The 23,087-nt window shown below is 37.9% G+C and carries 20 protein-coding genes; 7 read left to right on the forward strand and 13 right to left on the reverse strand.

The window, feature by feature from the left end:
• Positions 1-36 precede the first annotated feature (36 nt).
• The 8 genes from IEX65_RS09665 to lnt (IEX65_RS09700) all read right to left on the reverse strand — a co-directional run bounded on the left by IEX65_RS09665 (position 37) and on the right by lnt (IEX65_RS09700) (position 9,008).
• Entirely contained in the window at positions 37-921 is an 885-nt protein-coding gene (locus IEX65_RS09665; RefSeq protein ID WP_188765840.1) for a sterol desaturase family protein, read from the reverse strand.
• A 101-nt stretch (positions 922-1,022) separates the two neighbouring features.
• Complete coding sequence (locus IEX65_RS09670; RefSeq protein ID WP_188765841.1) at positions 1,023-1,325, reverse strand: LytR/AlgR family response regulator transcription factor; 303 nt, start codon at positions 1,323-1,325, stop codon at positions 1,023-1,025.
• Between the two features lie 10 nt (positions 1,326-1,335).
• The gene (locus IEX65_RS09675) at positions 1,336-1,953 is read right to left on the reverse strand and encodes a hypothetical protein (protein ID WP_188765842.1); all 618 of its coding nucleotides are present in this window, start codon (positions 1,951-1,953) and stop codon (positions 1,336-1,338) included.
• Between the two features lie 50 nt (positions 1,954-2,003).
• The gene (lnt, locus tag IEX65_RS09680) at positions 2,004-3,551 is read right to left on the reverse strand and encodes an apolipoprotein N-acyltransferase (protein WP_188765843.1); all 1,548 of its coding nucleotides are present in this window, start codon (positions 3,549-3,551) and stop codon (positions 2,004-2,006) included.
• Complete coding sequence (locus tag IEX65_RS09685) at positions 3,544-4,941, reverse strand: phage tail-like protein (RefSeq protein ID WP_188765844.1); 1,398 nt, start codon at positions 4,939-4,941, stop codon at positions 3,544-3,546. The genes lnt (IEX65_RS09680) and IEX65_RS09685 overlap by 8 nt, the downstream gene beginning before the upstream one ends.
• Positions 4,942-5,004: 63 nt before the next feature.
• Positions 5,005-5,463, reverse strand: a complete 459-nt coding sequence (locus IEX65_RS09690; RefSeq protein ID WP_188765845.1) for an amidohydrolase family protein — start codon at positions 5,461-5,463, stop codon at positions 5,005-5,007.
• 147 nt (positions 5,464-5,610) lie between these two features.
• Positions 5,611-7,338, reverse strand: coding sequence for a 7TM diverse intracellular signaling domain-containing protein (locus IEX65_RS09695; RefSeq protein WP_188765846.1), 1,728 nt, complete (start codon positions 7,336-7,338; stop codon positions 5,611-5,613).
• Positions 7,339-7,484: 146 nt separating this feature from the next.
• Complete coding sequence (gene lnt / locus IEX65_RS09700) at positions 7,485-9,008, reverse strand: apolipoprotein N-acyltransferase (protein ID WP_188765847.1); 1,524 nt, start codon at positions 9,006-9,008, stop codon at positions 7,485-7,487.
• Between the two features lie 74 nt (positions 9,009-9,082).
• On the opposite strand from lnt (IEX65_RS09700), the gene IEX65_RS09705 reads away from it, so the two are divergent.
• The 3 genes from IEX65_RS09705 to IEX65_RS09715 are packed head-to-tail and all read left to right on the forward strand — an operon-like array spanning position 9,083 to position 9,606.
• Positions 9,083-9,250: a hypothetical protein gene (locus tag IEX65_RS09705; protein WP_188765848.1), complete on the forward strand. Its 168-nt coding sequence runs from the start codon at positions 9,083-9,085 to the stop codon at positions 9,248-9,250.
• The gene (locus IEX65_RS09710) at positions 9,237-9,416 is read left to right on the forward strand and encodes a PIN domain-containing protein (protein WP_188765849.1); all 180 of its coding nucleotides are present in this window, start codon (positions 9,237-9,239) and stop codon (positions 9,414-9,416) included. Before IEX65_RS09705 ends, IEX65_RS09710 begins: the two co-directional genes overlap by 14 nt.
• 19 nt (positions 9,417-9,435) lie before the next feature.
• Positions 9,436-9,606 carry a PIN domain-containing protein gene (locus IEX65_RS09715; RefSeq protein WP_188765850.1) on the forward strand — a complete coding sequence of 57 codons (171 nt, stop codon included), beginning with the start codon at positions 9,436-9,438 and terminating at the stop codon, positions 9,604-9,606.
• A gap of 6 nt (positions 9,607-9,612) precedes the next feature.
• Here the strand turns inward: IEX65_RS09715 and IEX65_RS09720 are convergent, their stop codons facing one another.
• Complete coding sequence (locus IEX65_RS09720; protein ID WP_188765851.1) at positions 9,613-11,184, reverse strand: phage tail-like protein; 1,572 nt, start codon at positions 11,182-11,184, stop codon at positions 9,613-9,615.
• Between the two features lie 106 nt (positions 11,185-11,290).
• A complete protein-coding gene (locus IEX65_RS09725; protein WP_188765852.1) occupies positions 11,291-14,722 on the reverse strand; it encodes a beta strand repeat-containing protein in 3,432 nt (1,143 codons plus the stop codon).
• A gap of 132 nt (positions 14,723-14,854) precedes the next feature.
• Here IEX65_RS09725 and IEX65_RS09730 point away from each other — a divergent pair, with 132 nt between their 5' ends.
• Positions 14,855-16,681, forward strand: coding sequence for a sensor histidine kinase (locus IEX65_RS09730; RefSeq protein WP_188765853.1), 1,827 nt, complete (start codon positions 14,855-14,857; stop codon positions 16,679-16,681).
• Entirely contained in the window at positions 16,650-17,285 is a 636-nt protein-coding gene (locus IEX65_RS09735) for a response regulator (protein WP_188765854.1), read from the forward strand. Before IEX65_RS09730 ends, IEX65_RS09735 begins: the two co-directional genes overlap by 32 nt.
• A 3-nt stretch (positions 17,286-17,288) precedes the next feature.
• Here the strand turns inward: IEX65_RS09735 and IEX65_RS09740 are convergent, their stop codons facing one another.
• Positions 17,289-17,849 (reverse strand): DinB family protein, encoded by a 561-nt coding sequence (locus tag IEX65_RS09740; RefSeq protein ID WP_188765855.1) that lies wholly within the window; start codon positions 17,847-17,849, stop codon positions 17,289-17,291.
• Positions 17,850-17,940: 91 nt separating this feature from the next.
• Between IEX65_RS09740 and IEX65_RS09745 the strand changes: the two genes are divergently transcribed.
• Positions 17,941-18,438, forward strand: coding sequence for a DUF2237 family protein (locus tag IEX65_RS09745; protein WP_308424952.1), 498 nt, complete (start codon positions 17,941-17,943; stop codon positions 18,436-18,438).
• Positions 18,439-18,534: 96 nt separating this feature from the next.
• Here IEX65_RS09745 and IEX65_RS09750 read toward each other — a convergent pair whose 3' ends face one another.
• Positions 18,535-19,113 carry a DUF2911 domain-containing protein gene (locus tag IEX65_RS09750; protein WP_188765856.1) on the reverse strand — a complete coding sequence of 193 codons (579 nt, stop codon included), beginning with the start codon at positions 19,111-19,113 and terminating at the stop codon, positions 18,535-18,537.
• A gap of 176 nt (positions 19,114-19,289) precedes the next feature.
• Between IEX65_RS09750 and IEX65_RS09755 the strand changes: the two genes are divergently transcribed.
• Positions 19,290-20,594, forward strand: coding sequence for a hypothetical protein (locus tag IEX65_RS09755; protein ID WP_188765857.1), 1,305 nt, complete (start codon positions 19,290-19,292; stop codon positions 20,592-20,594).
• Positions 20,595-20,867: 273 nt separating this feature from the next.
• On the opposite strand, the gene IEX65_RS09760 is transcribed toward IEX65_RS09755, so the two are convergent.
• Complete coding sequence (locus IEX65_RS09760) at positions 20,868-23,054, reverse strand: alpha-galactosidase (RefSeq protein ID WP_188765858.1); 2,187 nt, start codon at positions 23,052-23,054, stop codon at positions 20,868-20,870.
• Positions 23,055-23,087: the final 33 nt, after the last annotated feature.

Consider the following 23,087-nt stretch of genomic DNA (forward strand, 5'->3'; position numbering starts at 1 on the left):
TTTTCTCTAAAATTACGACAACTTTTGGTTGTTCAACTATTTCTTTCCAAATATTCGTTGGAATGGCCTTACGTTTTGCCCCACAAAATCTTTCGGAAAATGCTCGTCGTCGGGTAGTCCGACTGGCAGATTTTCATCATCCGATGGCCAATAATTTGTTCCGAAAAGATAGTCCCAAATACTTAGTGTTATACCATAATTGAAGCCATTTGGGTGGCTTTCAGGCATATATTTGGCGTGGTGCCAAAGGTGCATTTGTGGGCCATTGAGCAAATATTTGAGCGGCCCAAGATTGATTTTGAGATTGGCATGCCCGAGCTGACCCGTGACGAGCGTGAAGATATGGACAATAAAAAAATCGGTCAGACCAACGCCCACCATCGCCAGCGGAATGTATTCGAGGCTACGGTAAATGACGTTTTCCATCCAGTGGTAGCGTAGGAGTGCAGCGAAGCCCATTTCTTCGGTGCTGTGGTGCACTTTATGGAATTCCCACATCCAGCCAACGTTATGCAAAAGGCGGTGAATGGCCCACTGCATGAAATCTCGCATGACGAAAATAATGAGGATTTTCGACCAAAAAGGTAGTTGTTCGATATTGACTGCTACAATATTAGTTATACCAAAAAGTCCGAGAAAATCTTTGAAAGCCTGCACACCCACCATCGAAAGGGCATTGTAGGCAATGAGCGAAAAGAGGAAGTAATTCCACAATAAATAAAAAGCATCGAGCCAAAAATGTTCACGAATCAGAGGCTGATTTTTTCGCCACGGAAACATGATTTCGAGCACCCAAATGGCCAACGAAGCACCAACCAACCAATAAAAATAATTGTGCCAGCTTGGATTCAGCATTTCGTTGATGAAATAACTGAAATAACCAGAATATGCTCCTTGAATGATTTTAAGGTATTTTTCCATTGAGTTTGCTACAAAAAAGAAGGCTTGCGGATTATCCGAAGCCTTTATTTAAAACCCAAAAAAATGTATTTTAGTTTTCGATTTGACAGGGTATTTGAAAATTATATCCAAGCCTGAAAAGCTTTCATTCGGCGGCGAGAGATATGCACTCTTCGGCCGTTGTTGAGTGTAAGTGAAAACTCATCGAGATTGATGAGCTTTACAAACGTTTTATTAATCATTTCAGAGCGGTTGAGCCTCATAAAAGATTGATTATCAGTTCGGTCTTCGTAGAATTTGAGGTTATAACCCGAAAGCAATTTCTTGCCATCTGACAAATGAATAATGGTGTAATTATTATCCGATTCCATCAAAATTATCTTCTTTTCTCTTGGAATCTTCTGAATTATTTTAGGTTGTTTCATGGCTGTTTTTTTATTTTTTGAGTTGCTTGATTTCTTTCTTCAAAGCATCAATTTCTCGTTGTTGCTGGATTGTGTAAAGTGTGAGTTCTTCTACTTTTTCGAGCAGTTTTGATACCATTTCGTCCATCGCTACGCCGTTTTTTACAACTTCAGTAGCTGATGGAAGGTTTGGTAAATGGTTATTTTTGGCTATAAATTTTTCTACTTCTTTGAGCGGCATTAGATAATAATTTTGTTCAAAAACTCTATCCGACCACTGTTTTTCGTTGTCGTATTTCATCTTGAAGGAATTCAGTACAAACTGTCCTTTTTCGTCGAGTTCCAGAAAATTGCGGTCGTTTATCTTGAAAGATGGCGAATTATAGGCCGTTCGCATATTGAAAATACCTTTTACATCTAAACGATATTTAGGATTTGAAAGCCCAATTCCGACTTTCACGAGTGAAGTATCGCCTAAAACTAAGCCATCACTCACCGAAACTTTGGCATTATAGCCAATGGCTGAAGCTCTTTCGAGTGTGTTTTGATTGACACCAACTCCGCCTGCGTAACGTCCAAAATAAGAACCTGATTGAGCAAAAGCTCCGAATGTTAAGAAAAACGAGAAAATGAAATATACTTTTTTCATAGTTATAATGTTTATACAAATTTCACAATGTTAAAAATCTATTGAAATACCTATTTGGAGGTATTTTGATGGCTTTGCCAATAAAACCAACTTAACAGCAAAACAAAAGCGATAAATAAGGCATAAGCAAAAGCATCGGGGTGTTGGGTATAAAAACTTTTCTTGGTTACGAGCAGCACCTCATTGGTTGAAATGTTAGGCGTAAACCACGGAATTTGACCATAAACCTTACCGAATGGGTCGATGAAGCACGAAAGACCACCGTTTGAACAACGAGCTACACTTCGGCGATTCTCGATGGCCCGAATCTTGGTAATGTTCAATAAAAACTTGGTTGCAGGTGTTTTGCCGAACCACGCATCGTTGTTCATGAGTGCAATGTACTCGGCTCCGCTATTCACTAATTTTGCTACTTTTTGTGGGTAGGTTTGTTCCCAGCAAATCGTTAGTGCTACATTAAAAATATTCTCTTTACTACTCAAATAATTGAAAATGTGAGGTTCGTTTCCGCCCACTAAAATACGATTTTGGAATGATGGGTAATCGCTCAAATAGGGCATTGTTTCCATAAATGGTAAGCCGTATTCCTTTTCATAAACCTTTATTTGGTCGGGCGTAATTTTAAGCGAATCCCACATCATGGCCATTTGTGGCGTAAAAACTAATGACTTATTTTTATAGTTATTTCTCTGATTATCAATTATTTCCGAATAACCAACAGCCACCGAAGTTTGCCAACTCGAAATAGCATTTTTGGTGAATTGAAACAAACTCGAATCTTGAAACAAGGCCAGCGGAAAAGTTGCTTCGGGTAAAATAAGTATATCGGGGCTTTGCGTACGCACGGCCGAATCAGAAAGCGACACAATTTGCTCGAATGTCTGATTCAATACCACCGAGTCGAGCGGTAGATAACTATCTATATTGGTCTGAATCAACGAGACTTTTGTTTGGATATTAGCCGTTCCGATGGCACTTTTGGGCGAAATCTGAATTTTGAAAAAACTATACCCAAAAGCCAACAGTAACCATCCAAACGTAAGAAAAAGATACTTTTGGGTTCGGTAAACTATACTAAAAGTCAGTAAAACGTTGAGCATCATCACCCAAAAACTCAAACCCCAAAGCCCCGAAAAATCGGCTATTTGATTAAAATACTGCATGTTAGCTTGCGTATAACCCAAGTGCAAAACCTGCAAATTATGCGGAAGCGGTTGCGTAAGCCATTCGACCAAACTCCACAAAAAGGGTAGTAAAATGAGTGCTTTTTGCCAGCCAATTTTCTTCTGAATAAAAAAATGAATAACAAACGTAAGATTCAGAAACAAAAGCTGACTTAGCAGACAAACCAAAACCGCAATGGGTTTATAATAGCCCGTCCACCAAAAACCAATGACGATGGTGAAGCTATAAACCACCAATGTTTTGAGGAGGTATTTTCCAAACGAATTTTCGTTTTGGATAGACAATAAAAATGGTACAAAAGCCACCAATGCCAATGGCCCTTGATGGAAATCAGAAAAACTGAGGTACGCTAAACCCAACAGAATTCCAGAAAACCAAAAGAGGTGTTTTTGTATGTTGTTCGGCTTACTCATTGATGATTTTCCAGCTAAACTCAATGTTTGATTTTCCTTTTTGTAATTCTTTCACTTCAAAACCCTCACGAGTTTTTTTCGAGATGAATACGCCATTACAATCGCCTTCGAGTTGAATGTTTATTTGAAGATTTTCAAAGTTTTCAACTGGACTATTAAATCTGATAAACGAACTTCCATTTGTCAATCTTCCTTTTCCTCCAACTTTTTGGGTACTTTCGGTTACTAATCGAGCCGATGGTGTAGAACCTAATCTTTGCCAGTTAGTACCATCGAAATAATAGAAGCCAGGGGTGTTGTCAATCTGATAAACCAAAAGTCCAGTTGCAGGAGAGCTTGGGCGGTTTGATTGAGCAATTCTTGGAATCAGAATACCCAAACTATCGCTTTTTACATCTAAAATGGCCGATGGATGTGCTGTATCGTTGTCAATATTGATGGTTACGCCCTTGCTATCATTATTGAGTTTTACGTCATTTCCTTCACTTAGTAAAGAGGTTTGTACTACCGTGCGGTATTCAATTTCGCTCACCGTTACATTTCCACTGGTGCCAGATACTTTTGCCGTAAAATATTCGCCAGTTTTAGTAAGAAAACCGACATGATTCGTTGTCGAAACCAACGTGTAAGCAACAGTATTGTTGGGACGTGTATATTTCTGAATACTCGTAAGCATTCGCAGGCAATCGTATGTACCCGTAGGCGTAGTGATTGTTCCGAAAGCATCGACATTTACGGTAAATACTTCTTTTAGTGTTTTTTGATTGGTAATATGGTCAGTTTCTTCACTGGTACTACTGTAATTATCGTTCAAATCAAACGGTACATCAGCTACTTCGTAGTCAGATTCATCAAATGTATCATCGCTGCCTACCTCCAAATCATAACTACTTCCGATATGATAGACGCCATCAGCGGCAAAATTATAATGGTCATACACATCCATTGGGCGGTCGTTTTCGTCATAATAGGCCGTTCGCATCACTTTATTTGCTCCAGCTACTTGTAGTGCGGCTGGCACGTTACCTACTGCAATAAAGTCTCCTCGACCCGCTCCATTAAAATACGTTAGAAAATTAGCTGGTAAAGCCCAAGTTTGTGGTGTAGAATTATTGGCAGAACCAATATTCATCGAAAATGAAGCATTGTCGTTAGAGTAATTCAGCCATGTTTTACCAACAGCCGTAAACGCATTAAAGTCGGCTAAGGTAATTGAAATAGCACTATTGTTTTGAGCTACCGAATTGTTTTGTGTATTGTTTCTGAGGTTCAAAAGATTGGTATCAAAAACCTGCATTTTGCCCGAACGAGACTCCGCCGAGATACGGCCATTTATTCGATTGCCCTCACCAGTACAGCTCACTTTTCCCCCAAATGAGTAGAAAGACATAAATAGCAAAAAGATTAGAAAAGATATAAATCGTAGTTTCATAATATGATTGGTGGTTTTAAATTATGATACATCTAAACTATTCAAGATTTCGAGGGCATCTTTTTCGGCGGTTTTGTCTTCATCATCGAAGATTATGGCAATAAAGAAGTTAGTATGGCTATTGGGGTTGCCCAAACACGCAAACATAATTCGGTTTCCGTCTTTGAAACCTTCTACGTAAAATCCTTCAAACTCATTAATCTTTACTTGGTGGGCTGCGTCAAGTTCTTGTAGTTTCATGGCTTTTGCTCCTGCTATGGCGGCATCGTCGAGGTCTTCGATGGCTACGTTTTCTTCGTGAATCAGCATCGAAAGTTCCATGCCTTCGCCTTTCATTTCAAATTCTTTGGCGGTGTTTTTCTTTATTCTAAAATCGTCAGGAACTGTGATTTGGATATTGAATTGTTTCCATACGTAGTTCTTCTGAGCAAAAGCACTGAATGAACATAAGATGGCGAAGATGATTAGTAGTTTTTTCATGTCTTTTATTTGTTTGATAATAAGTAAGGGCTAAGAAAGTACAATCCTTTCTTGCTCTTGCAAATCAAAGACATAGTTGGCGGATTGTCATAGAATTTAGCGTGGACAAAGTGTGGACATAGGACTATTTTGTGCAAAAACAGCTATTTAGTTCTCTTGAACTTGCATTTTTTTGTTCAAACGCATTTTGGCTTTGCGTACACTGGCTGGGTCGATATTCAGCAGATTGGCGATTTCTTTCGTAGAAAGATTGAGATGAAAGTAGGCACACAACCTAATTTCGTATTGGGTTAGAGTAGGGTGAGTGATTTGTAATTGCTTGAAAAAATTGGGGTGTACTTGCTCAAAATGAATGCGGAATCGCTCCCAATCGCTTTCTAAATGGAGGTTGTTTTGAATAACAGCTTTGATGTTTTTTATTACTTTCTGCGAAGTATCAGGAAGGTTTTCTCCCAGATGTTGTACGCTCGATTTGAGGTCTAAAAGCAATTCATTTTTTTGCGAAATATAGAGCGTATTTGAGGCCAATTCACGCTGGTTTGCTTCTAATTTTTCTTGTAAATATTGGTTCTGAGCTTGTTGCAGCGTATTCTGAAACACTAATTCCTGCGTTTCTAATTGTTTTTGTTTCAATTCTTCACGAATCAACAAAACACGTTGCACCAAGGCAATAGCCAAGAATAAGGCTTGGGCAATAATGGCAACTTTGGCAAAAATAGCATGGTCGGTCGTGCGAACCACATCAACAAATAAATACAGAAAACTACTTACCAAAATAATTGACATCGAAATGCCATTCGCCACCAAAAAATAGCGAGCCAGCTTGTGCTTTCTCCTAAAACTCAATATAGCTACATAAAAAATACAAACTATCGTGCTGAATATTACAAAGTTGGGTAGTAAATTGGGTAATTTACCAGCTTTTATAATTCGGGAGAATAGCAGGACATTTGAAATAATTACTATGGCAATAAAGCCAAAAGGTAGATATTTTAGCACTAAATCTTGTTTTGGGAGGTTATTTGTGGTGTCGAAGTAAAGACGAGTAATCTGCACGTAACCAAAGAGAATCATGGAAACACCAATATCGAACATGACTCCGTTGATTTCATGAAACATCACGAAACCATTTGGCTGAGCATCTACCACGCAGAAGCGGAATGGCAGTAAAACATTGAAATAAAACTGGTCAGCTAATATAAAAATGATGCCACCGATTTGAGCAACAAGGTAATAAATGAAGGTTTTGTCTCGAAAAACATAAAAAATGTAGGCATTGTATATCAAAAAGAATACAAACACAAATACCGTAATCCAAGTGGCAAGGTCAATGAATTGCTCATTTTCGGTGATATAACTCTCTTTTTCGAGCCAGACCGTAGCTTGAATAGGAGCAGTGGCCTTACGGAATGATTCTATATTTGCTTTAATGTATAGCTCAACGGTTTCGTTGGCTGGTAGCACACATGGCATCAACCAAATATTTCGTTGGCGATTATTGACCATCAAGCCATTCGAGTAACTAAGCCATTTTTGTTGATTTTTGTTGAAATAATACAAGGTATTGTCGGCCATCGGCAGAAACTCAACCATGTATTTTTCGGAATAGGCAAACGGATTATGAACTTTTAGCTTTATCCAGTAAGCGTCGGTTACATTAGTTGCAAGCGTATCGGTATGTTTGAATTTCAGACTTTTATCAGTAAGAATCTGCTGAAATGTATAAGATTTATTGGGTAAAATGCTAAAATCCTTTGATTTTATAGACTCTGCTTCATCAAGTTTAATGATGTTTTGGCTTTGGGCAGAGAATCCCAAAATAACTAAAATTGATAAGATAAAAAATCTACTTTGTAGCGTAATCTTTTTTCTCAATGGGATATAATTTTTAAACTACAATATTAACCATTGACATTCAAAAAACATTTATAGAACCCATACATTTTTTTATGAAGCTTCTCCTAAATCATATTTCAATTTACTGCAATACTAAATTTAGCTTTTCCGAAAAGGTTTAAGAATTACTTTTTAATCCAAAAGTAGAGTATCAGTCCGAACATTATACTACTAATCAAAATTACAAAAAAACTGGGGTGTTTGGTATAAAAACTTTTTTTATTCACCGCCAATACGTCTTGCGAGGAAATGTTTGCAGTAAACCACGGAATCTCTCCGTAGATTTTGCCAAATGGGTCAATAAAACACGAAATCCCTCCATTTGAACATCGGGCTATCGCTCGTCGATTTTCGATGGCTCGTAGTTTTGTGAAACTCAGTAGATATTTTGCTCCAGGAGTTTTACCAAACCAAGAATCGTTGTTCATCATTGTGATATATTCTGCTCCATCACGCACTAATGAGGCAATTTTGTTAGGGTAGGTTTGTTCCCAGCAAATACTCAAAGCCACTTTAAATTTTTCGCTTCGGGCTTTGGCATACAGAAAAGTATAAGGTTCGCTTCCTTTGATTAATCGTCTGCCTTTCAGCGAGTTACAGTTTTCGCAATAAGGCATAAATTCTATAAATGGTAGCCCAAATTCTTTTTGATAAATCTTTACATCGGCTTCTTTGATTTTCAGTGAATCCCAAAAATAAGCGAGTTGTGGCGTAAAGACCAAAGCCAAGTTTTTGAATGAAGTGCTGTCTTCGTAATTCACATAGCCAATCGCTACGTTGGTATTCCAATTCACAATGTTTCTTCGGGCAAAATCTAAGAAACTTTTGTCTTTGAATAATGAAAATGGGAAAGATGCTTCGGGAAGTACGACCAAATCGGGTTTGTGTGTACGTACTGCCGAATCGGAGAGTGAAATGATTTGATTGAGGGTTTTCTGCACAATCAATGAGTCGTTTTCGGCATAACTATCAATATTTGTCTGTATCAACGAAACTTTGGTTTTGGTATTTCCGCTGCCGATAGCACTTGATGGATTAATGTGCAGTATCCAAACCGAATAAATGAGAGCAATCAAAACCCAAGTCGCAGAAAAAAGATAGTATTTCTTTGCTTTTGTATCAATAGCAAAAGTTATCAGAACATTGAGTGAAATCACCCAAAAAGCAATACCCCAAATACCTGCAAGGTCGGCAAATTGATTGAAATACAGCAAATGTGCTTGAGTATAAGCAATATTAAGCACTTGTAGGTTATGCGGAAGCAGGTGCGTAGCCCATTCGACAAATACCCAAAGAAATGGAAAAAGTATGAGCGAACGCCGCCACCCAAAGCGTTTTTGCAACCCAAAATGCAATACAAATACGAAGTATAATGAAAGTAATTGCGTAAAATAACAAACAAAGAATGTTTGCCAGCTGTAATAGCTCGTCCACCAGAAACCTATCGGGCTACTGATGGCAAAGACTGGCAAAATGATGGAAAGATAGGCTTTAAATGAAATTGTTTTCTTGATTTCGAGCAAAAGTGGCACTAAGGCAAACCAAGCCAAAACCCCGAAAGGAAATTCGGGGTAATTGGGATAAGCAAGGCCGTAAAGAATGCCTGATGTAAGAATTGTACTCCAAACAGAACTTTTTAATTTGCTCATCTACAAAAAATTAATTCATTTCTACATATAAATTTATTTAAAAAAACTAATTTGCATAATCAAATTCATAGAAAATGACTATTGTGATTAAAAGTAATAGTAAAAATACTGATGTAGATTTACTATTGAAAAAGTTGAAAGAAAGCCCTAAAAAGCAGGGATTAAGAAAACATTTTGGTTTATTAAAGCGTAATATTGATGGCTTAGAACTTCAAAAAGAACTTCGTAATGAATGGGATTGATTTCTTAGCCGATACTAATTTTCTAATTCAAATACATGAAGGAAAACCTAATGTAGAAGCGTTTCTTGATTATCATTTCGGGGTGTCATTTATTACAGAAATCGAACTTTTAGGTAAATTTAGTGTATCAAAAATTGAGAAAAAACCTTCTCCGAAATTTACTTAACGATTGCTTTATCATTGAGATGAATCAAAATATTAAATCAAGAACAATATGGCTACGCCAGCGATATAAACTCAAAACCCCTGATGCTATTATTGCAGCTACTGCCATCGAATTTCAAGTACCTCTTATAAGTTCAGATAACGATTTTTCTGTAATAAAAGAGCTGGATTTCTTATTTCTTGAAAAGTAAAAAACTTCATTTTTCAATTCTCCAACTAAACTTCACATTCGATTTTCCTTTTTGTAATTCTTTTACCTCAAAACCTTCACGAGTTTTATTTGAGATATAGACTCCATTGCAATCTCCTTCGAGTTGGATGTTTATGATTAAATCTTCAAAATCATCTCGTGGTGTATCGAATTTAATAAAAGTTGTCCCATTTTGTAGTTGATTTTTGCCACGAAAACTCAAATTTTCGCTAATTATAGAATTGCTTGTTCTGATATTTGCTTGCATCGAACTTGACGGTGTTGTACTTAATTTATTCCAAGCTGTTCCATCGAAAAAATAAAAACCAGGTGTATTATCGACTTGATAAACCAGTAGCCCCTCGGCTGGTGAACTTGGGCGATTAGCTTGGGTGATGCGTGGAATCAAAATGCCCAGTGAATCGCTGTTTATATCTAAAATTGCACTGGCATCTGCCGTGAAATCAGTATTATTTATTGCAATCCCATGACTATCATTGTTGATTTTGACGGCAGATTGCGAAGTAAGTGTGTTTGTTGGCACAAAGCGTGTAAGTTCCATAAATCCTACAAGACCTACATGATTGCTGTTTTCTGATTGGACTGCTGCACTAAAGATAAAACCATTTTTGGTTATCCATTTTACTCGTCTGATTTCATAATTAGCTTGCGTTCCATAAGCTACTGCTTCGCTTACTCGTCTGAAATACTTGATGTTTTCAGTTTGGCGTAAACATTGAAAATTACCATAAGGCGTATTGATTGTTCCGAAGGCATCTACAATGGTTTCTGTGCGAATTTTTAGAAAATTTCCATTGTCATTTTCCTCAATCGGATAATCTTCTGTGATTTGATTATCGCCCAATTCAAGTGGCACGTCATATAACTCTACATCAGGTTCTTCATCAAAGTTATCATCACTTCCTTCATCAAAGTCATAAGAAGAGCCTAAATCTGTAACTTCAGTTCCATCAACTTGTAGGTGCATGTAAGAATCGGCCTCACCATCGTTTGGTTCAGAAACTACCTCCTTCAATACATGAGTTGCACCCGCTACCTGCATTGATATTGGAATCTGGCTCGGCAAAAGAATATCAAGCCGAGAGGTATGCCCATCTACATATTCAGCGAGATTAGATGGGAGCGTCCAAGTTTGAGCATTAACGGCATCGGCAATGCCAATATTCATATAGAAATAATCAAAAAAACCTTGAGAAAATAAAATGGATTTTCCTGCTTGTAGGATGCTTTCAAAGTCGGTTTGAGTAATTTGTATGGCTGAATTTACAGAGGCAATTTTCGCATTTGGTTGCGAAATATCATTTTTGAGATTTAGTAACTCTCTATCACTCAAATTAATTAGGCTAATACCATTTGGACAATCGAAACCTTTAAAACAACCAAAAGGGTTAAAGAGACTATTGGGAAACCCAGGAGGGTGCTGTGGGTCTGGTTTCACTTCTACACAACCGCAGCCACTTGTTTGGCTACCACAGCCACAAGTCGAACTTGCTGCTTGGGCATAGAACGCTGATAGAAATGTAGTAAAAAAGATAAGGTGGTAAATAACTCTTTTCATAAGTCTTAACTTAAGATGATTATCTGAAAGAATATTACAAAATTCACTGATATAATGAATCTTTAAAATACCTACATGGAGGTATTTTGAGAGAAAATATCTTTCCTTAATTAACTATCAATATTCTGAAGGTGCCTTGAGCTATTCCACCAGCGGCATTTGTACATCTAATTTTTAGTGTATTATTATCTACATGGTAATAAGATGTCCTGACATATTCCATTAACGAATACTCATTGGCTTGCTCATTAGTAATCATAATGATAGGTTGATAGCCTAAATTATGAACCCACTCTACTTCGGCCATACCATGAGTGGTTGTTCCACCTAAAGTAACTGTGGGAGGTACGGTTATGGCTACACTCGCAGTTCTGAGAGGCGTTTTAGAGTTCCAAGAGGCATTTCCGTTGGCATCACTCACCAAAACAGCATTTTCTGTGGCACCTGTTCGTAGGCGTACTGTTCCTACTACATCAAAATTTGCGGTTGGAGAATCAGTACCGATACCGACATTTGCACCATTTGGATTCAGTGCTAAATTTCTCCATTCATTCAAGTCGCTATTATGACCTCCAATAGTTGCCGTTTGATTGAAAATACCAAATACTAATCTGTTGCCTGTTTGTCCTCCAAAATTTCCAGAAATCCAATCGGTAAGACCCGTTGCTCCGTGTGTACTCGAAACTTTCAAACCTGCCAAACCATTCACTTCCAGCTTTGTAGCAGGGTTTGAAGTCCCAACTCCCATTGCTCCACTGTTGTCAATTATCATTCTATATTGATTGGCAGTGGCATCGTAAACCCCAAATTTATTCGGTCCAGAACCCGCACCAGTGCCAGTACTAATCAAAGCAAAGTCGGTATCGCCATCAAGATAAACAGCAGGGCCTACATTAGAACCACTACTAATTCTAAAACCATTATCCCAGCCATACCCGTGAATATGAAGCCCAGCACTTGGCGAAGTCGTGCCAATTCCCAGTGCTTTATTGGCATTATCCCAAAACAAATTAGCATTGCTCTGCGAAATATTTGAGCCGTTGCTAAATAAAATACTTCCGTTTGTGAGACTTGGGAGATTATATTTATTGTTGAAAGTATTCCAATCGGTGCTGGTTAAAATTCCATTTGTTGAGGCACTCGCATTAGAAAGTGCATTTTGTTTAGTGTTGAATATATTCCAATCAGTACTGGTCAAAATGCCAGAAGTTGTTGCGTTGGCATTGAAGAGAGTATTTTGTTTATTATTGAAAGTATTCCAATCGGTGGATGAAAGATAACCATTAGTTGTACTATTGGCTTGGGACATACTTATAACGGGAGTTGTTGTGCTATTCGTTACCTGCATGGGAGTAGTAGCTGTGACAGAGGTTACTGAATTTAAAGCAGCAGAACTACTACTTAATGTACCATCAGCAGCAACAACCACATTTCGAATGCCCGTACCAGCCATTGACTCAATTTGAACATTTGTTGACCCTTTCACAGCAATTGCTTTTGTCGTCCCATCAATCTTTAATAAATCAACAGGTGTTTCTGTTTCATATAACTTTAATGAAAGGTCGTAGTTATTCTCTGGAGTTGCAATATCGTAGTAATATTTACCCGCAATGTTATTTGGGGCTAAAGCAAGAATCATTTGTCCTCCATATCCTCCAATAGTAAGTGTATAAACTTGACCGGCCACAACAGGTTGATTGAGATTGATTTCTGCATAAGTTGATGGACTATATGGTGGCAGAGAAAAATTACCTATGCTTAAAGTTTCGCCCCCATAGTAACCTTCACCCTTATTTAATATATATTGCCCAGTACCCGTATACTGAGGCCGTCCCACATTAACAGACACTTTGTTGAGTATTCCTGTTGTTTGAGCAACAAAAGATTGCCCAAAAGAATTTTGTGTCGTAATAATCGTAGGGGAATTTGAATAACTATCGACTGTTACACTTGGTTCTACACCACCACCTTGAAAAGTGAATTCTTTACTGTTAAGGCTTATAATTGTATTTTTTTTAAGGACTCCGCCTAATTGCAATGTGTCATTTTGAATTTTGATACCATTTTCAACATTTAGCGATTTTAAAAGACCCTCCGAATTTGTTGATAAAATTTTAGCATTGGGGTAATAGGGTATTCTAATAAGCCCACCCGGATTGAGGTCTAATGTCTCCCATTGTGCATGTAAATCGTTGGTAGCACCAATCGTTGGATTTCCATTTCTTGTACCCATTACTAATCTTGAACCCGTAGAGGCACCTATTGATGAGACAATCCACAGGGATGTATTACCATTGTTTATTGGAGATAGTTGTGAAGATACATGAAGAGGGAAGGTTAGAATATTAGTACCGACTCCTAACTTAAAATTCGTGTTATCCCAAAATAATTTTGAGTTGTTTTGGCTAATAGTTGAGCCATTCGAAAATAGTAAACTGCCCGAATTTAGTACTGGTAGAGTAAATTTATTATTAAAAGTATTCCAGTCAGCACTTGTTAAAATTCCCGAAGCAGTAGCATTAGCATTTGAAAGTGGATTTTGTTTGTTATTAAAAGTATTCCAATCAGCACTTGTTAAAATTCCCGAAGTAGTAGCATTTGCATCTGGTAGTGGGTTTTGTTTATTATTAAAAGTATTCCAATCGGCACTTGTTAAAATCCCCGAAGTAGTGGCATTTGCATTAGAAAGTGGATTTTGCTTATTATTAAAAGTATTCCAATCGGCACTTGTCAAAATCCCCGAAGTGGTGGAATTGGCGTTTGAAAGTGGGCTTTGTTTGCTATTAAAAGTATTCCAATCGGCACTTGTTAAAATCCCTGATGTTGTAGCATTTGCATCTGGTAGTGGATTTTGCTTATTATTAAAAGTATTCCAATCAGCACTTGTTAAAATCCCCGAAGTGGTGGCGTTGGCATTAGAAAGTGGATTTTGCTTATTATTAAAAGTATTCCAATCAGCACTTGTTAAAATCCCCGAAGTGGTGGCGTTGGCATTAGAAAGTGGATTTTGCTTGTTATTAAAAGTATTCCAATCAGCACTTGTCAAAATCCCCGAAGTGGTTGCATTGGCATTGGGTAGTGGATTTTGCTTATTATTAAAAGTATTCCAATCAGCACTTGTTAAAATCCCTGAAGTGGCTGTATTTGCATTTGGCAAGGTATTTTGCTTATTATTGAAAGTATTCCAGTCCGTGCTTGAAAGAAAACCATTGGTTGTTCCATTGGCTTGTTGGATAGTTATGGCCGGTGTTGTTGAGCCATTTGTTACCGATAAAGGCGAATTTGCCGTAACATTCGTAACGGTTCCGCTGTTTCCACTACCACCGCTTGAAACTGCTGTCCAAGCGGTTCCGTTCCAAATATAAAGTCCAGTTGAACCGTCAGTTTGATAAATCAGTTGCCCTTTAACTGGATTTACAGGCCGAGTAGCTTGTGTAAATGAAGGTATTACAGTACCATTAGGCAAAATGATACTTGATTGAGCAAAAAGTTTAGAAGTAGCAACGAGTAAGAAAAGGATAAATATTATTCGCTTCATATGCAAGATTTTTGAGTTACAAAAGACTATGACAAAAGTATAGGCGAGGCTTTCGTAGTAAAATACCTACATGGAGGTATTTTGAGAAGTGAACGAAAAAGATAGTTTTGTAGAAAAATTCAATAAATCAGCTTGAAAGCCTTCCGAATTATCATTTTATCATTGATTCATCATCTTGTTTTAGCTCAAAACGCACCTGTTTTTGAGCTGAACGACGATTTTGAGAGTAGCGATTTGATAGGTTACGTTTCAAGATATGATTCGGACAAACGAGATTCGGTTCAAAAGGTTTTTCGCTCGAAAGATTTCAAATTATCTTCACAAGTCCCTTCTTTCAATGCTGATTTTCAATATCATTGGCTAAAATTTAAGCTAAATCCTGCTCAGAATAAGCAGTTAGTAATTGAGTATCAGCAGATATTCATTGATGAAATTTCTTTTTATTTGTTTGAAAATGACTCTCTGATTCAACAAAAATCTTCTTCATGGAAATTGAATTTTTCTGATAAACCAGTGCCGAGTCGCTACCACGCTTTTGCGTTTAATGTAAAGAAAGGTAAATCATATACAGTATTTTTAATGTGCCACAATTCACACCTAAAATACTCAAATCGGGCGTTTATTAGGGTTTTTGATGAAAAAAGTTATGAAAAGGAAGCTGATATTTATTTATTACAGATTTGTTTAAGCGTTGGGAGTTTGATTTTTGTAACCATTCTGTCATTAGGATTTTTCGGATATTCACGTAAAAGAGTATATATATTTTACACACTTTACATCGTCTCTATTTCCTTGTATATTCTGGTAGTAAACGGGGTTTTCAATCAGTTTTTTAATGCCAATAATTCCTTTTTCGCAAAACCCGAGTTTGGTTCAATACTGGTTGTTTTAAATCTTGCCTTTCATGGTTTGTATGTTTACGAATTTTTTAAAATCAAGCATAAAATCTTTACAGTTGCGTATCTTATATTTTTGTTTTTGAGCTTAATACAGGCTTTGCTTTTTTCTTTTACTCCACAAACCTACATACCTTTTGGTTATATTTATCTCTATTTTGCCCTCCTAATTATTTCAACTTTAATCTTTCATTTCAAACCCAACCGAAAGGCCGTTTATCTTTATTTGGTGGCCTCTGGCCCTGTATTTCTTACTTTTATTTTTGTTATTTTAGGAGCAATCGGTCTGACCAAAATCAACACATTTTTCTATTATTATGCCCACATTCCACTCATGCTTGAGGGTATCGGTTTAGGTTTGGCTCTGTTGTATCAGTTCAATGATGAACGTAAAAAAATTGAAGCCGAATTAGAAAAAAATCGGGTAGAAACGACTCAAAAAATCTTACTCGCACAGGAAGAAGAACGCCAAAAACTCGCACTTGATTTACACGATGATTTAGGCGGAAGCCTTTCGGTTTTGAATCGGGAGTTAGATGATTTTAATGAAAGAAATGGCCAAATTCTTACGAAGTCAGTTAATCTCACCCAAAAAATTGTATCCGATTTACGCACAATCTCGCACCATCTGATGCCGTCATCGTTTGAAGAAAAAGGATTAGTAAAAGTTGTGCAAGAAAGCATCGAAATGGCTAATCGGCAATCCAAAGTTTACTTTGTTTTCGTATATAACGGTGAAGAACGAAGATTACCTCTCGAAACCGAAATCAATATCTATCGAATCATTAAAGAGTTGATAAACAATGTTTTTAAACATTCAGAAGCCAAACAATCGGTTGTGCAGATGATTTTCTTTGATGATTTTTTGTATGTTTCGGTCGAAGACGATGGCAAAGGCTTTGATTTTTCGGAGCAGCATAGTTGGGGAATTGGACTGAATAATATAAATTTACGTACCCAATACCTGAAAGCAAAATTAACCACTGAATCGAGTTCTGCGGGAACTCTCATTAGCCTCGAAATACCATATAATGCCTACGAAAACAAAAATCCTGCTGGTTGATGACCATCATCTGTTTAATGATGGCATTATGAGTTTATTACAAAACGAAGCAGATTTTGAGGTAGTTGGGCAAGTTTTTGAAGGAAACCAAGTGTTAATTTCTATTCTAAAAAATTCTCCAAACTTAGTTTTATTAGATGCTAATTTGCCTAATCGAAATGGTAAAGAATTAGCGGAAGCAATCAGAAGAGATTTTCCGAATGTAAAAATTGTTATCTTGACCATGTACGACGAAAGTCAACTGGTGAAAGAATTTAAAAAACTGGGTGTTGATGGTTATATTCTGAAAAATTCTACCAAAAACGAGCTTCTCGAAGGAATCAGAACCGTTATTGAGGGACAACCATTTTTCGACCCAAAACTCTCGGAAAACTCACAGCAACCCACGCTCGTTGATGATGAATTTATCAAGAAATTCTCGCTCACTCCTCGTGAAATCGAAATGATTCGCATGATTCGTGATGGGCTTAGTTCGCAAGATATTGCCGATAAAAGTAACCTTAGCTTGCTTACGGTAAAAACCCACCGCCGAAACATACATTTCAAACTTAAAACCGAAACAACTGCCGATTTGATAAGATTTGCGAATGAAAATGGTATTTGAAACTCACCAACCAATATATCCAATCGGTGTTATGTCATTCAAACGCAAATAACAAACAACCTGCCCTCGATGATGAATGATATGGTTTTCGAGGGCATAGAATAGTCGCCAAACTGGAATTTTTCCACCCGCAAAGCTTTCCAGTTGCATGAGTTTTTCGGGTTTGGTTTCAAACAAAGTTTTTTCTACCCAAGCATAAAAATCTTTGATTTCGGTTTCGAGTTCAGCTTTGGTTAAATTCTTCCAAAAACCATTTTTCTTTTCCTTTTCATCGTGTGGATTCGGAATATTCAATCGCCCACAAATCTGAGCCGTATTGAATGTAAGGCAATGCACAAATTGGGTACGAAATGAAAACGATTCGGGTGTATATCTAAAATCAAATTTTTCTTCGGGCATCTGATTATAGAGCTTGAGCGTATAATCAAGAGAACTTCTCCAAGCCTCCGAAAACTCTTTCTTAAAGGCTAAAAAATCTTTTTCTGCTTGTTTTTTACTGAAAACTGGTAAGGTTATCAATGCTCCAAAGATTGATTTTAGAGCGTTTTTGCGTGAAATATTCATGTATTGAACAATAGTTATGATTGTGTCTATCAAAAATAAACATTTTTCTACGAAATAGGTTTTTTAAATGTAAATCAGACCCTCAGTATTAATGAAAATCATATTCTTGGTATTGTTGTGCGTATCGGTTTTTGCACAAAATAAAGTTCCTATCAATCAATCGAAAGCGGGTTGTGGGCCAGTGGCCGCAGTAAAACAGACTAAAAATAACAAAATTATGACAAAGAAAGGCGAAAAAAATGTACTCGGAACCGACCTACAAATAGCAGGAAAATCTCCACTTACAGGTTTTTATCGAGATGGTTTTTGCTCAACTGGCGACCTTGATGCGGGCGTTCACGTAGTTGCGGCTGTCGTAACTGATAAGTTTTTACAATATTCAAAAGCTCGTGGCAACGACCTCATTACACCTTACCCAGCTTATGGTTTCCCAGGGTTGAAAGCAGGCGATAAATGGTGTCTTTGTGTGGCTCGTTGGAAAGAAGCCTACGAAGCGGGCGTAGCTCCACCCGTAATTTTGGAAGCAACTCATGAAAAAGCACTCGAATACGTTACGATTGAGCAGTTGCGTAATGCCGAGAAACAATAATTAAACGAATTTTTCTGCGAAAACTACCAAAACCAAAAATGCCCCAAAGGACAACCTTTGGGGCATTTTTGTGTAAAATATCGGTTTCATGTATAATCAAAACGAAATCGGTACTTCAACCAAAGTTGTATCCCAAGCCATTTTCATGGTCGTTTCTTTGTCGTTGCTGCCTTTTACGCACTGAATTGAGAAGTTTTCTATCACTTCGTCGGTTTTCTTGGTGGGTACGCTCACACGTAGCACGTCGTTGTCTTTGTTGTAGCTATATGCTCCCCAAAAATCAAGGTCTTTGTTCAGAATAATTGTCCATTCGGTAGCGGTTGGAATCGCAAAAAGCGAGTATGTGCCAGCTTTTATTTTTTTGCCTTGAATCGTTACATCTTGATAAAACTTTATCTCGGTCGATTCATTTGCTCCCAGTCGCCAAACTTCGCCATACGGCACAATTTTAGTTCCGAAAATCTCACGTTCTTTTTTGGCAGGTCGGCTGTAAGTTACACGCACAATGGCGGGCATATCGCCGATGAGTTTTGGAGCAAATTTGCGGTCATGGGCAAAATTATCGGGATAATACGCCATATCCATCGGACTTTTATCAATTCCACGCATTTTTTGAGCGTTGGCTTCGATTGTCAGTAAAGCAAAAAAGCAAGCGATTAAAATTATTTTGTTCATAGTTTTGATTGATGTTAATGTTGAGTTTTAGCAAAAATACGTAATTATTGGGCAATAAATGCTCGACCAAGACGAGTTTATTTAGAGAAAACTATTTTACTGGGAAACTTAATTTTACGTCATATTTTTTCTAATTTCGAGTAACTTATATCTATTCAAAACCACTCTTAGCTGCAATGAAAAAATACTTTTTTACTTATTTAGGCCTTCTTACTTTTATACTAAATGCCTGTACTTCGACCGAAAAAACAGCCGATTTTAATCCAAAATTCAAGCTTTTACCAGCCGAAAAAATCAAATTTAACTCATTTGTTGATTGTAATATGGCAGAAGTTTGGGTGGGAGACACCTTCCGTATTTTCCCAGGAAAATACGGTGAAGACCCACTTTGGGGCTATGCCAAAGACCTAAAATATGCCGATGGAAAAAATGCCGAAGAAACTTTCAAGAGCAAATCCGATAATTTTCACAGCCCGATAATGCCCAAGAATGTACTGCCAACCGAAGATGGTTTGCATGGTGCGGTTTGGTTCGAGACGGTCTATCAAGATGCAAAAGACAAATCAGGCCGAACGCTTTATGCGGTATATCACAACGAAAACTATCCCCAAACTTTTCCTTACGATTCACTCAAAAATTCGGGTTATAGAGATAGTAAAAAATGGCCTCAAGGCTTAACTGGCGAAAAAAGTCCCGCCGCAGTTTGCAGAATCGGCATTATGAAATCGGTCAATGGTGGAAAAAGCTGGGAAAATAAAGGGATTTTTATAGAAGATTTGAATGCCCGAATGATTTTGAAACCGCACAATACATCGAATACTTTTGCGGGTGGTGTAGGTGACCCTTCGGCCGTTGCGAGTGGTGATTACCTATATTTGTTTTACGGTGAATATGGCTATCCCGATGTTTATGATGAAGCCACTTATGATGCCAAAAAGGAGTGGACAGGTCAGTGTATCAGCGTTGCCCGAATCGCTCTCAAAGATTTAGACAATCCAGTTGGTAAAGCCAAACGCTGGGACGGAAAAGGTTTCAATGCTCCGCACGATGGTATCGGTAAACCAATTGCCTCATTACAAATTCCACAAGAAAATGGTGGAGGAGCAGCATCTTCACCAACGGGCGGTTTTCATTGGGGGCCTTCGGTGAGTTGGAATACGTATCTCAACTGTTGGGTAATGATGATGGGAAAAGTGGTTGGAAAATCGTGGAAAGGTAGCCAAGTTTTTATTTCATTCAATAAAAATCCTGATTTTACGGAGGCCATGAATAGCCAAGAATGGACAAAACCACAGCTATTTTTTGAGAAACCTGGCTATATTCTTTGGTATCCTTCTTTGCAGCCACTCAATACCGAAGAAGATATAAAAGCCCGAAATACTTGCTTGAAACTGGGCAAAAAGGCACGTTTCTTCGTCAAACGAATCAAACCTGGCGATGATGAATATGCTTCTGAGCATATCGTGGAGTTTGAGAAATAGTTAGACATGAGTTCTCAAAAATTTTGTTAGCATAATACTCATAGAGTCTTGTTAAAATTTGATGTTAATCTCATTGCCGTCAGTTTCAACTGACGGATACCTTTATAGAAACAAATTTGACTTTAGTCGAAACACTTATTTTGACTAAAGTCAAATTTGTTATATCTTTATTCAATAACCATCAGCTAAAGCAGACGGTAATGAATTTTGTATTTCCAAATATTGTAAGATTGCTCTTTAAAGGCTTCCTAAAATTCGGGATGATTCATTTTTTCACTCCAATACCAACCAAGTAAAACCCTCGGCAGGAATCGTGACATCAAGCTCAATTTCGTAGTTACGATTGAGTGTATAACTTTTGCTCTTCCCTTCTTTTTCTCGCACCAAAATTTTGTCCGAAAGTCCAGTATAATAAAGCGGAAGGTTGATTTTTCGAGAAATACTTTCTTTCAAAGGGTTGTAGAGCATCACAAAACCCTTCTCTTTCAGATTTGGATTTACGTGCATGATTCCGTCCCAATCTCGGCCATCGGGGCGGCGTAGATGAATAAGGTCGGAGTTCAGAATTGGGCGGTATTTTTTATACCAATCAATCGTTTTCTTGACGGTTTGCTTGGTTTCTTCGGTGTCGTAGAGGCGTGGGCCACGATAACAAGCTTGCACTCCTGCACCGTAATACTGTACCATTAGTTGTTCATAATCTTTCAAATGTTCGCTCAAAGGCTCTAAAACCGCCTCTGCTCCACCACCTTGATATTTGGTGAGCGGCACAAATCCCCAACCCATCGAAGGTGTTTTTTCCCAAGTTCCATCAAAGATATTTTGTCGATTCAAGATTTTTTGTTGCTCACGAGAAAGCGAAAAGTTTACTTCACGATAGCCCAACGCAATTTTATGCGAACCATCCAAAAAATACCAGTCGGGAGCATTGATGTACACGCCCCGCTCATTGAGCCAGCGATAAAATCCTTTTTGCATTTCCATCTGCACCCACTGCGAATCGTCGAGTCCTTTATGGCCAGGGTGTTTGGTCGAGGCACACACATCGCCAGGGTATGGACCATCATGTTCGAGTAAATCGAAGCCAGTTTCGGTGATAAATTTCTTTAGATTATTCAGATAATTGATTCCCCATTGACTGGCCAAGCATGGAGCATTTCCGAAAAAAGCACCTTTATCGGGCAAGCCAGTTTTTGGGTCAATTACATCGTTTTCGTCATCAATTCTGCGGCTACTAAAAAGCGAGTATCCACCCAACAAAACGCCCTTACTATGAGCATAATCGGCCAATTCTTTAAATTTTTTGATGTTTTCGGCACTTACATCCTCCATATTCAGGCCACTACCAAAACTCAGAATCACCATTTCATAGCCAGTTTCGGCACATTGGTCAATTGTGGTTTTTACTTTCACTGGGTCGGTACTGACAAGGTGCATGAAAATCGGATTTTGGGTTGTGTACGGAAAAAGCGTAGCGTACATTCGGCGGCGGGCGAGTCCGTTTCGCTCACGGTCATAATTATCCAACAGCAATTCATAACTCCTAATCGACTTATAAGTTTGATTGGGCAAAAGCTCAAAACCAATACCAAAACTTGGGTAAACCTCCAACACACAAGGAGTTTGAAAATTATAATTTACCTGCGAAGTATAACTCGAATCGACCTTCCAGTGCGTAGCTTGGTCGGATAACTCATAACGCATGGCATTATTGAAAGCGTAGTTGTTTTCGATATAAATACGTTGTGGTTTTTTCATCTGCTCGGGGCTGCCAACTACGGCCGATTCTTCTTCGGGCGTTGCCAATATTTCATTGACCAGTTGGTTGATTTTTAGTGATTTATCGCCTTTGTTTTCAACACTTACCCATTTGCAAATCGTCGGTATATTATCAAAAATCTCGTAGTGTACCGATACCGAAATTCCTTTCAGTTCGGGTAAATTTGACTTAAAAATCAATTCTAATTCTTTGCCTTTAGGGTTTTGCTGATTCATCGCCCAAGTGCGAGACTTGAAATTTACGTGCGGAGTTAAAGGGTTGATTTTGAAAGTTTTATACTGAAAATCCTGCGATTTGCTTTCTAATTTATCAATCCATTCGGTGAGCAAATAAGCGTGTTCTTTTTGACCGTAAAGTCCGCCAATATTATAAGTTTTACCATCAATCGCAATGCGTGCTTCTGGACGTACTGAGCGAACAAACTGCTCGTTGGTTCGTAGATTTTTAAAGTCAATGGTAGCAGCATTGGGCGAAATTCGGATTTGGCGTTTGAGCAATCCATTCGATAAAACAAGGTCTTTTCCGCCGCTCGTTTGATAGATTTCTGCCTTGAAATTTTGCTTTGAAATCAACCAATCGGTGCTTGGCTTAACTTCTTGATAAATAGGTAGTTGTGTAGGTTGAAGGATTTGGGCAAAGCTGAGATTGATGCCGATAAAAAGCAAAAAGATGTGTTTCATAGTTTGGTTGATTGTGTAAGGTTGAAGGTTTGG

The sequence above is a fragment of the Emticicia aquatilis genome (genome assembly GCF_014644295.1).
In the GTDB taxonomy this organism is placed as follows: Bacteria; Bacteroidota; Bacteroidia; order Cytophagales; family Spirosomataceae; genus Emticicia; species Emticicia aquatilis.

Bases quoted from the DNA above. Each gene is read 5' to 3' on its own strand.
- IEX65_RS09665 (WP_188765840.1), bottom strand. From the start codon at position 921: ATGGAAAAATACCTTAAAATCATTCAAGGAGCATATTCTGGTTATTTC.
- IEX65_RS09670 (WP_188765841.1), bottom strand. From the start codon at position 1,325: ATGAAACAACCTAAAATAATTCAGAAGATTCCAAGAGAAAAGAAGATA.
- IEX65_RS09675 (WP_188765842.1), bottom strand. From the start codon at position 1,953: ATGAAAAAAGTATATTTCATTTTCTCGTTTTTCTTAACATTCGGAGCT.
- lnt (WP_188765843.1), bottom strand. From the start codon at position 3,551: ATGAGTAAGCCGAACAACATACAAAAACACCTCTTTTGGTTTTCTGGA.
- IEX65_RS09685 (WP_188765844.1), bottom strand. From the start codon at position 4,941: ATGTCTTTCTACTCATTTGGGGGAAAAGTGAGCTGTACTGGTGAGGGC.
- IEX65_RS09690 (WP_188765845.1), bottom strand. From the start codon at position 5,463: ATGAAAAAACTACTAATCATCTTCGCCATCTTATGTTCATTCAGTGCT.
- lnt (WP_188765847.1), bottom strand. From the start codon at position 9,008: ATGAGCAAATTAAAAAGTTCTGTTTGGAGTACAATTCTTACATCAGGC.
- IEX65_RS09705 (WP_188765848.1), top strand. From the start codon at position 9,083: ATGACTATTGTGATTAAAAGTAATAGTAAAAATACTGATGTAGATTTA.
- IEX65_RS09710 (WP_188765849.1), top strand. From the start codon at position 9,237: ATGAATGGGATTGATTTCTTAGCCGATACTAATTTTCTAATTCAAATA.
- IEX65_RS09715 (WP_188765850.1), top strand. From the start codon at position 9,436: ATGAATCAAAATATTAAATCAAGAACAATATGGCTACGCCAGCGATAT.
- IEX65_RS09720 (WP_188765851.1), bottom strand. From the start codon at position 11,184: ATGAAAAGAGTTATTTACCACCTTATCTTTTTTACTACATTTCTATCA.
- IEX65_RS09725 (WP_188765852.1), bottom strand. From the start codon at position 14,722: ATGAAGCGAATAATATTTATCCTTTTCTTACTCGTTGCTACTTCTAAA.
- IEX65_RS09735 (WP_188765854.1), top strand. From the start codon at position 16,650: ATGCCTACGAAAACAAAAATCCTGCTGGTTGATGACCATCATCTGTTT.
- IEX65_RS09740 (WP_188765855.1), bottom strand. From the start codon at position 17,849: ATGAATATTTCACGCAAAAACGCTCTAAAATCAATCTTTGGAGCATTG.
- IEX65_RS09745 (WP_308424952.1), top strand. From the start codon at position 17,941: ATGAAAATCATATTCTTGGTATTGTTGTGCGTATCGGTTTTTGCACAA.
- IEX65_RS09750 (WP_188765856.1), bottom strand. From the start codon at position 19,113: ATGAACAAAATAATTTTAATCGCTTGCTTTTTTGCTTTACTGACAATC.
- IEX65_RS09755 (WP_188765857.1), top strand. From the start codon at position 19,290: ATGAAAAAATACTTTTTTACTTATTTAGGCCTTCTTACTTTTATACTA.
- IEX65_RS09760 (WP_188765858.1), bottom strand. From the start codon at position 23,054: ATGAAACACATCTTTTTGCTTTTTATCGGCATCAATCTCAGCTTTGCC.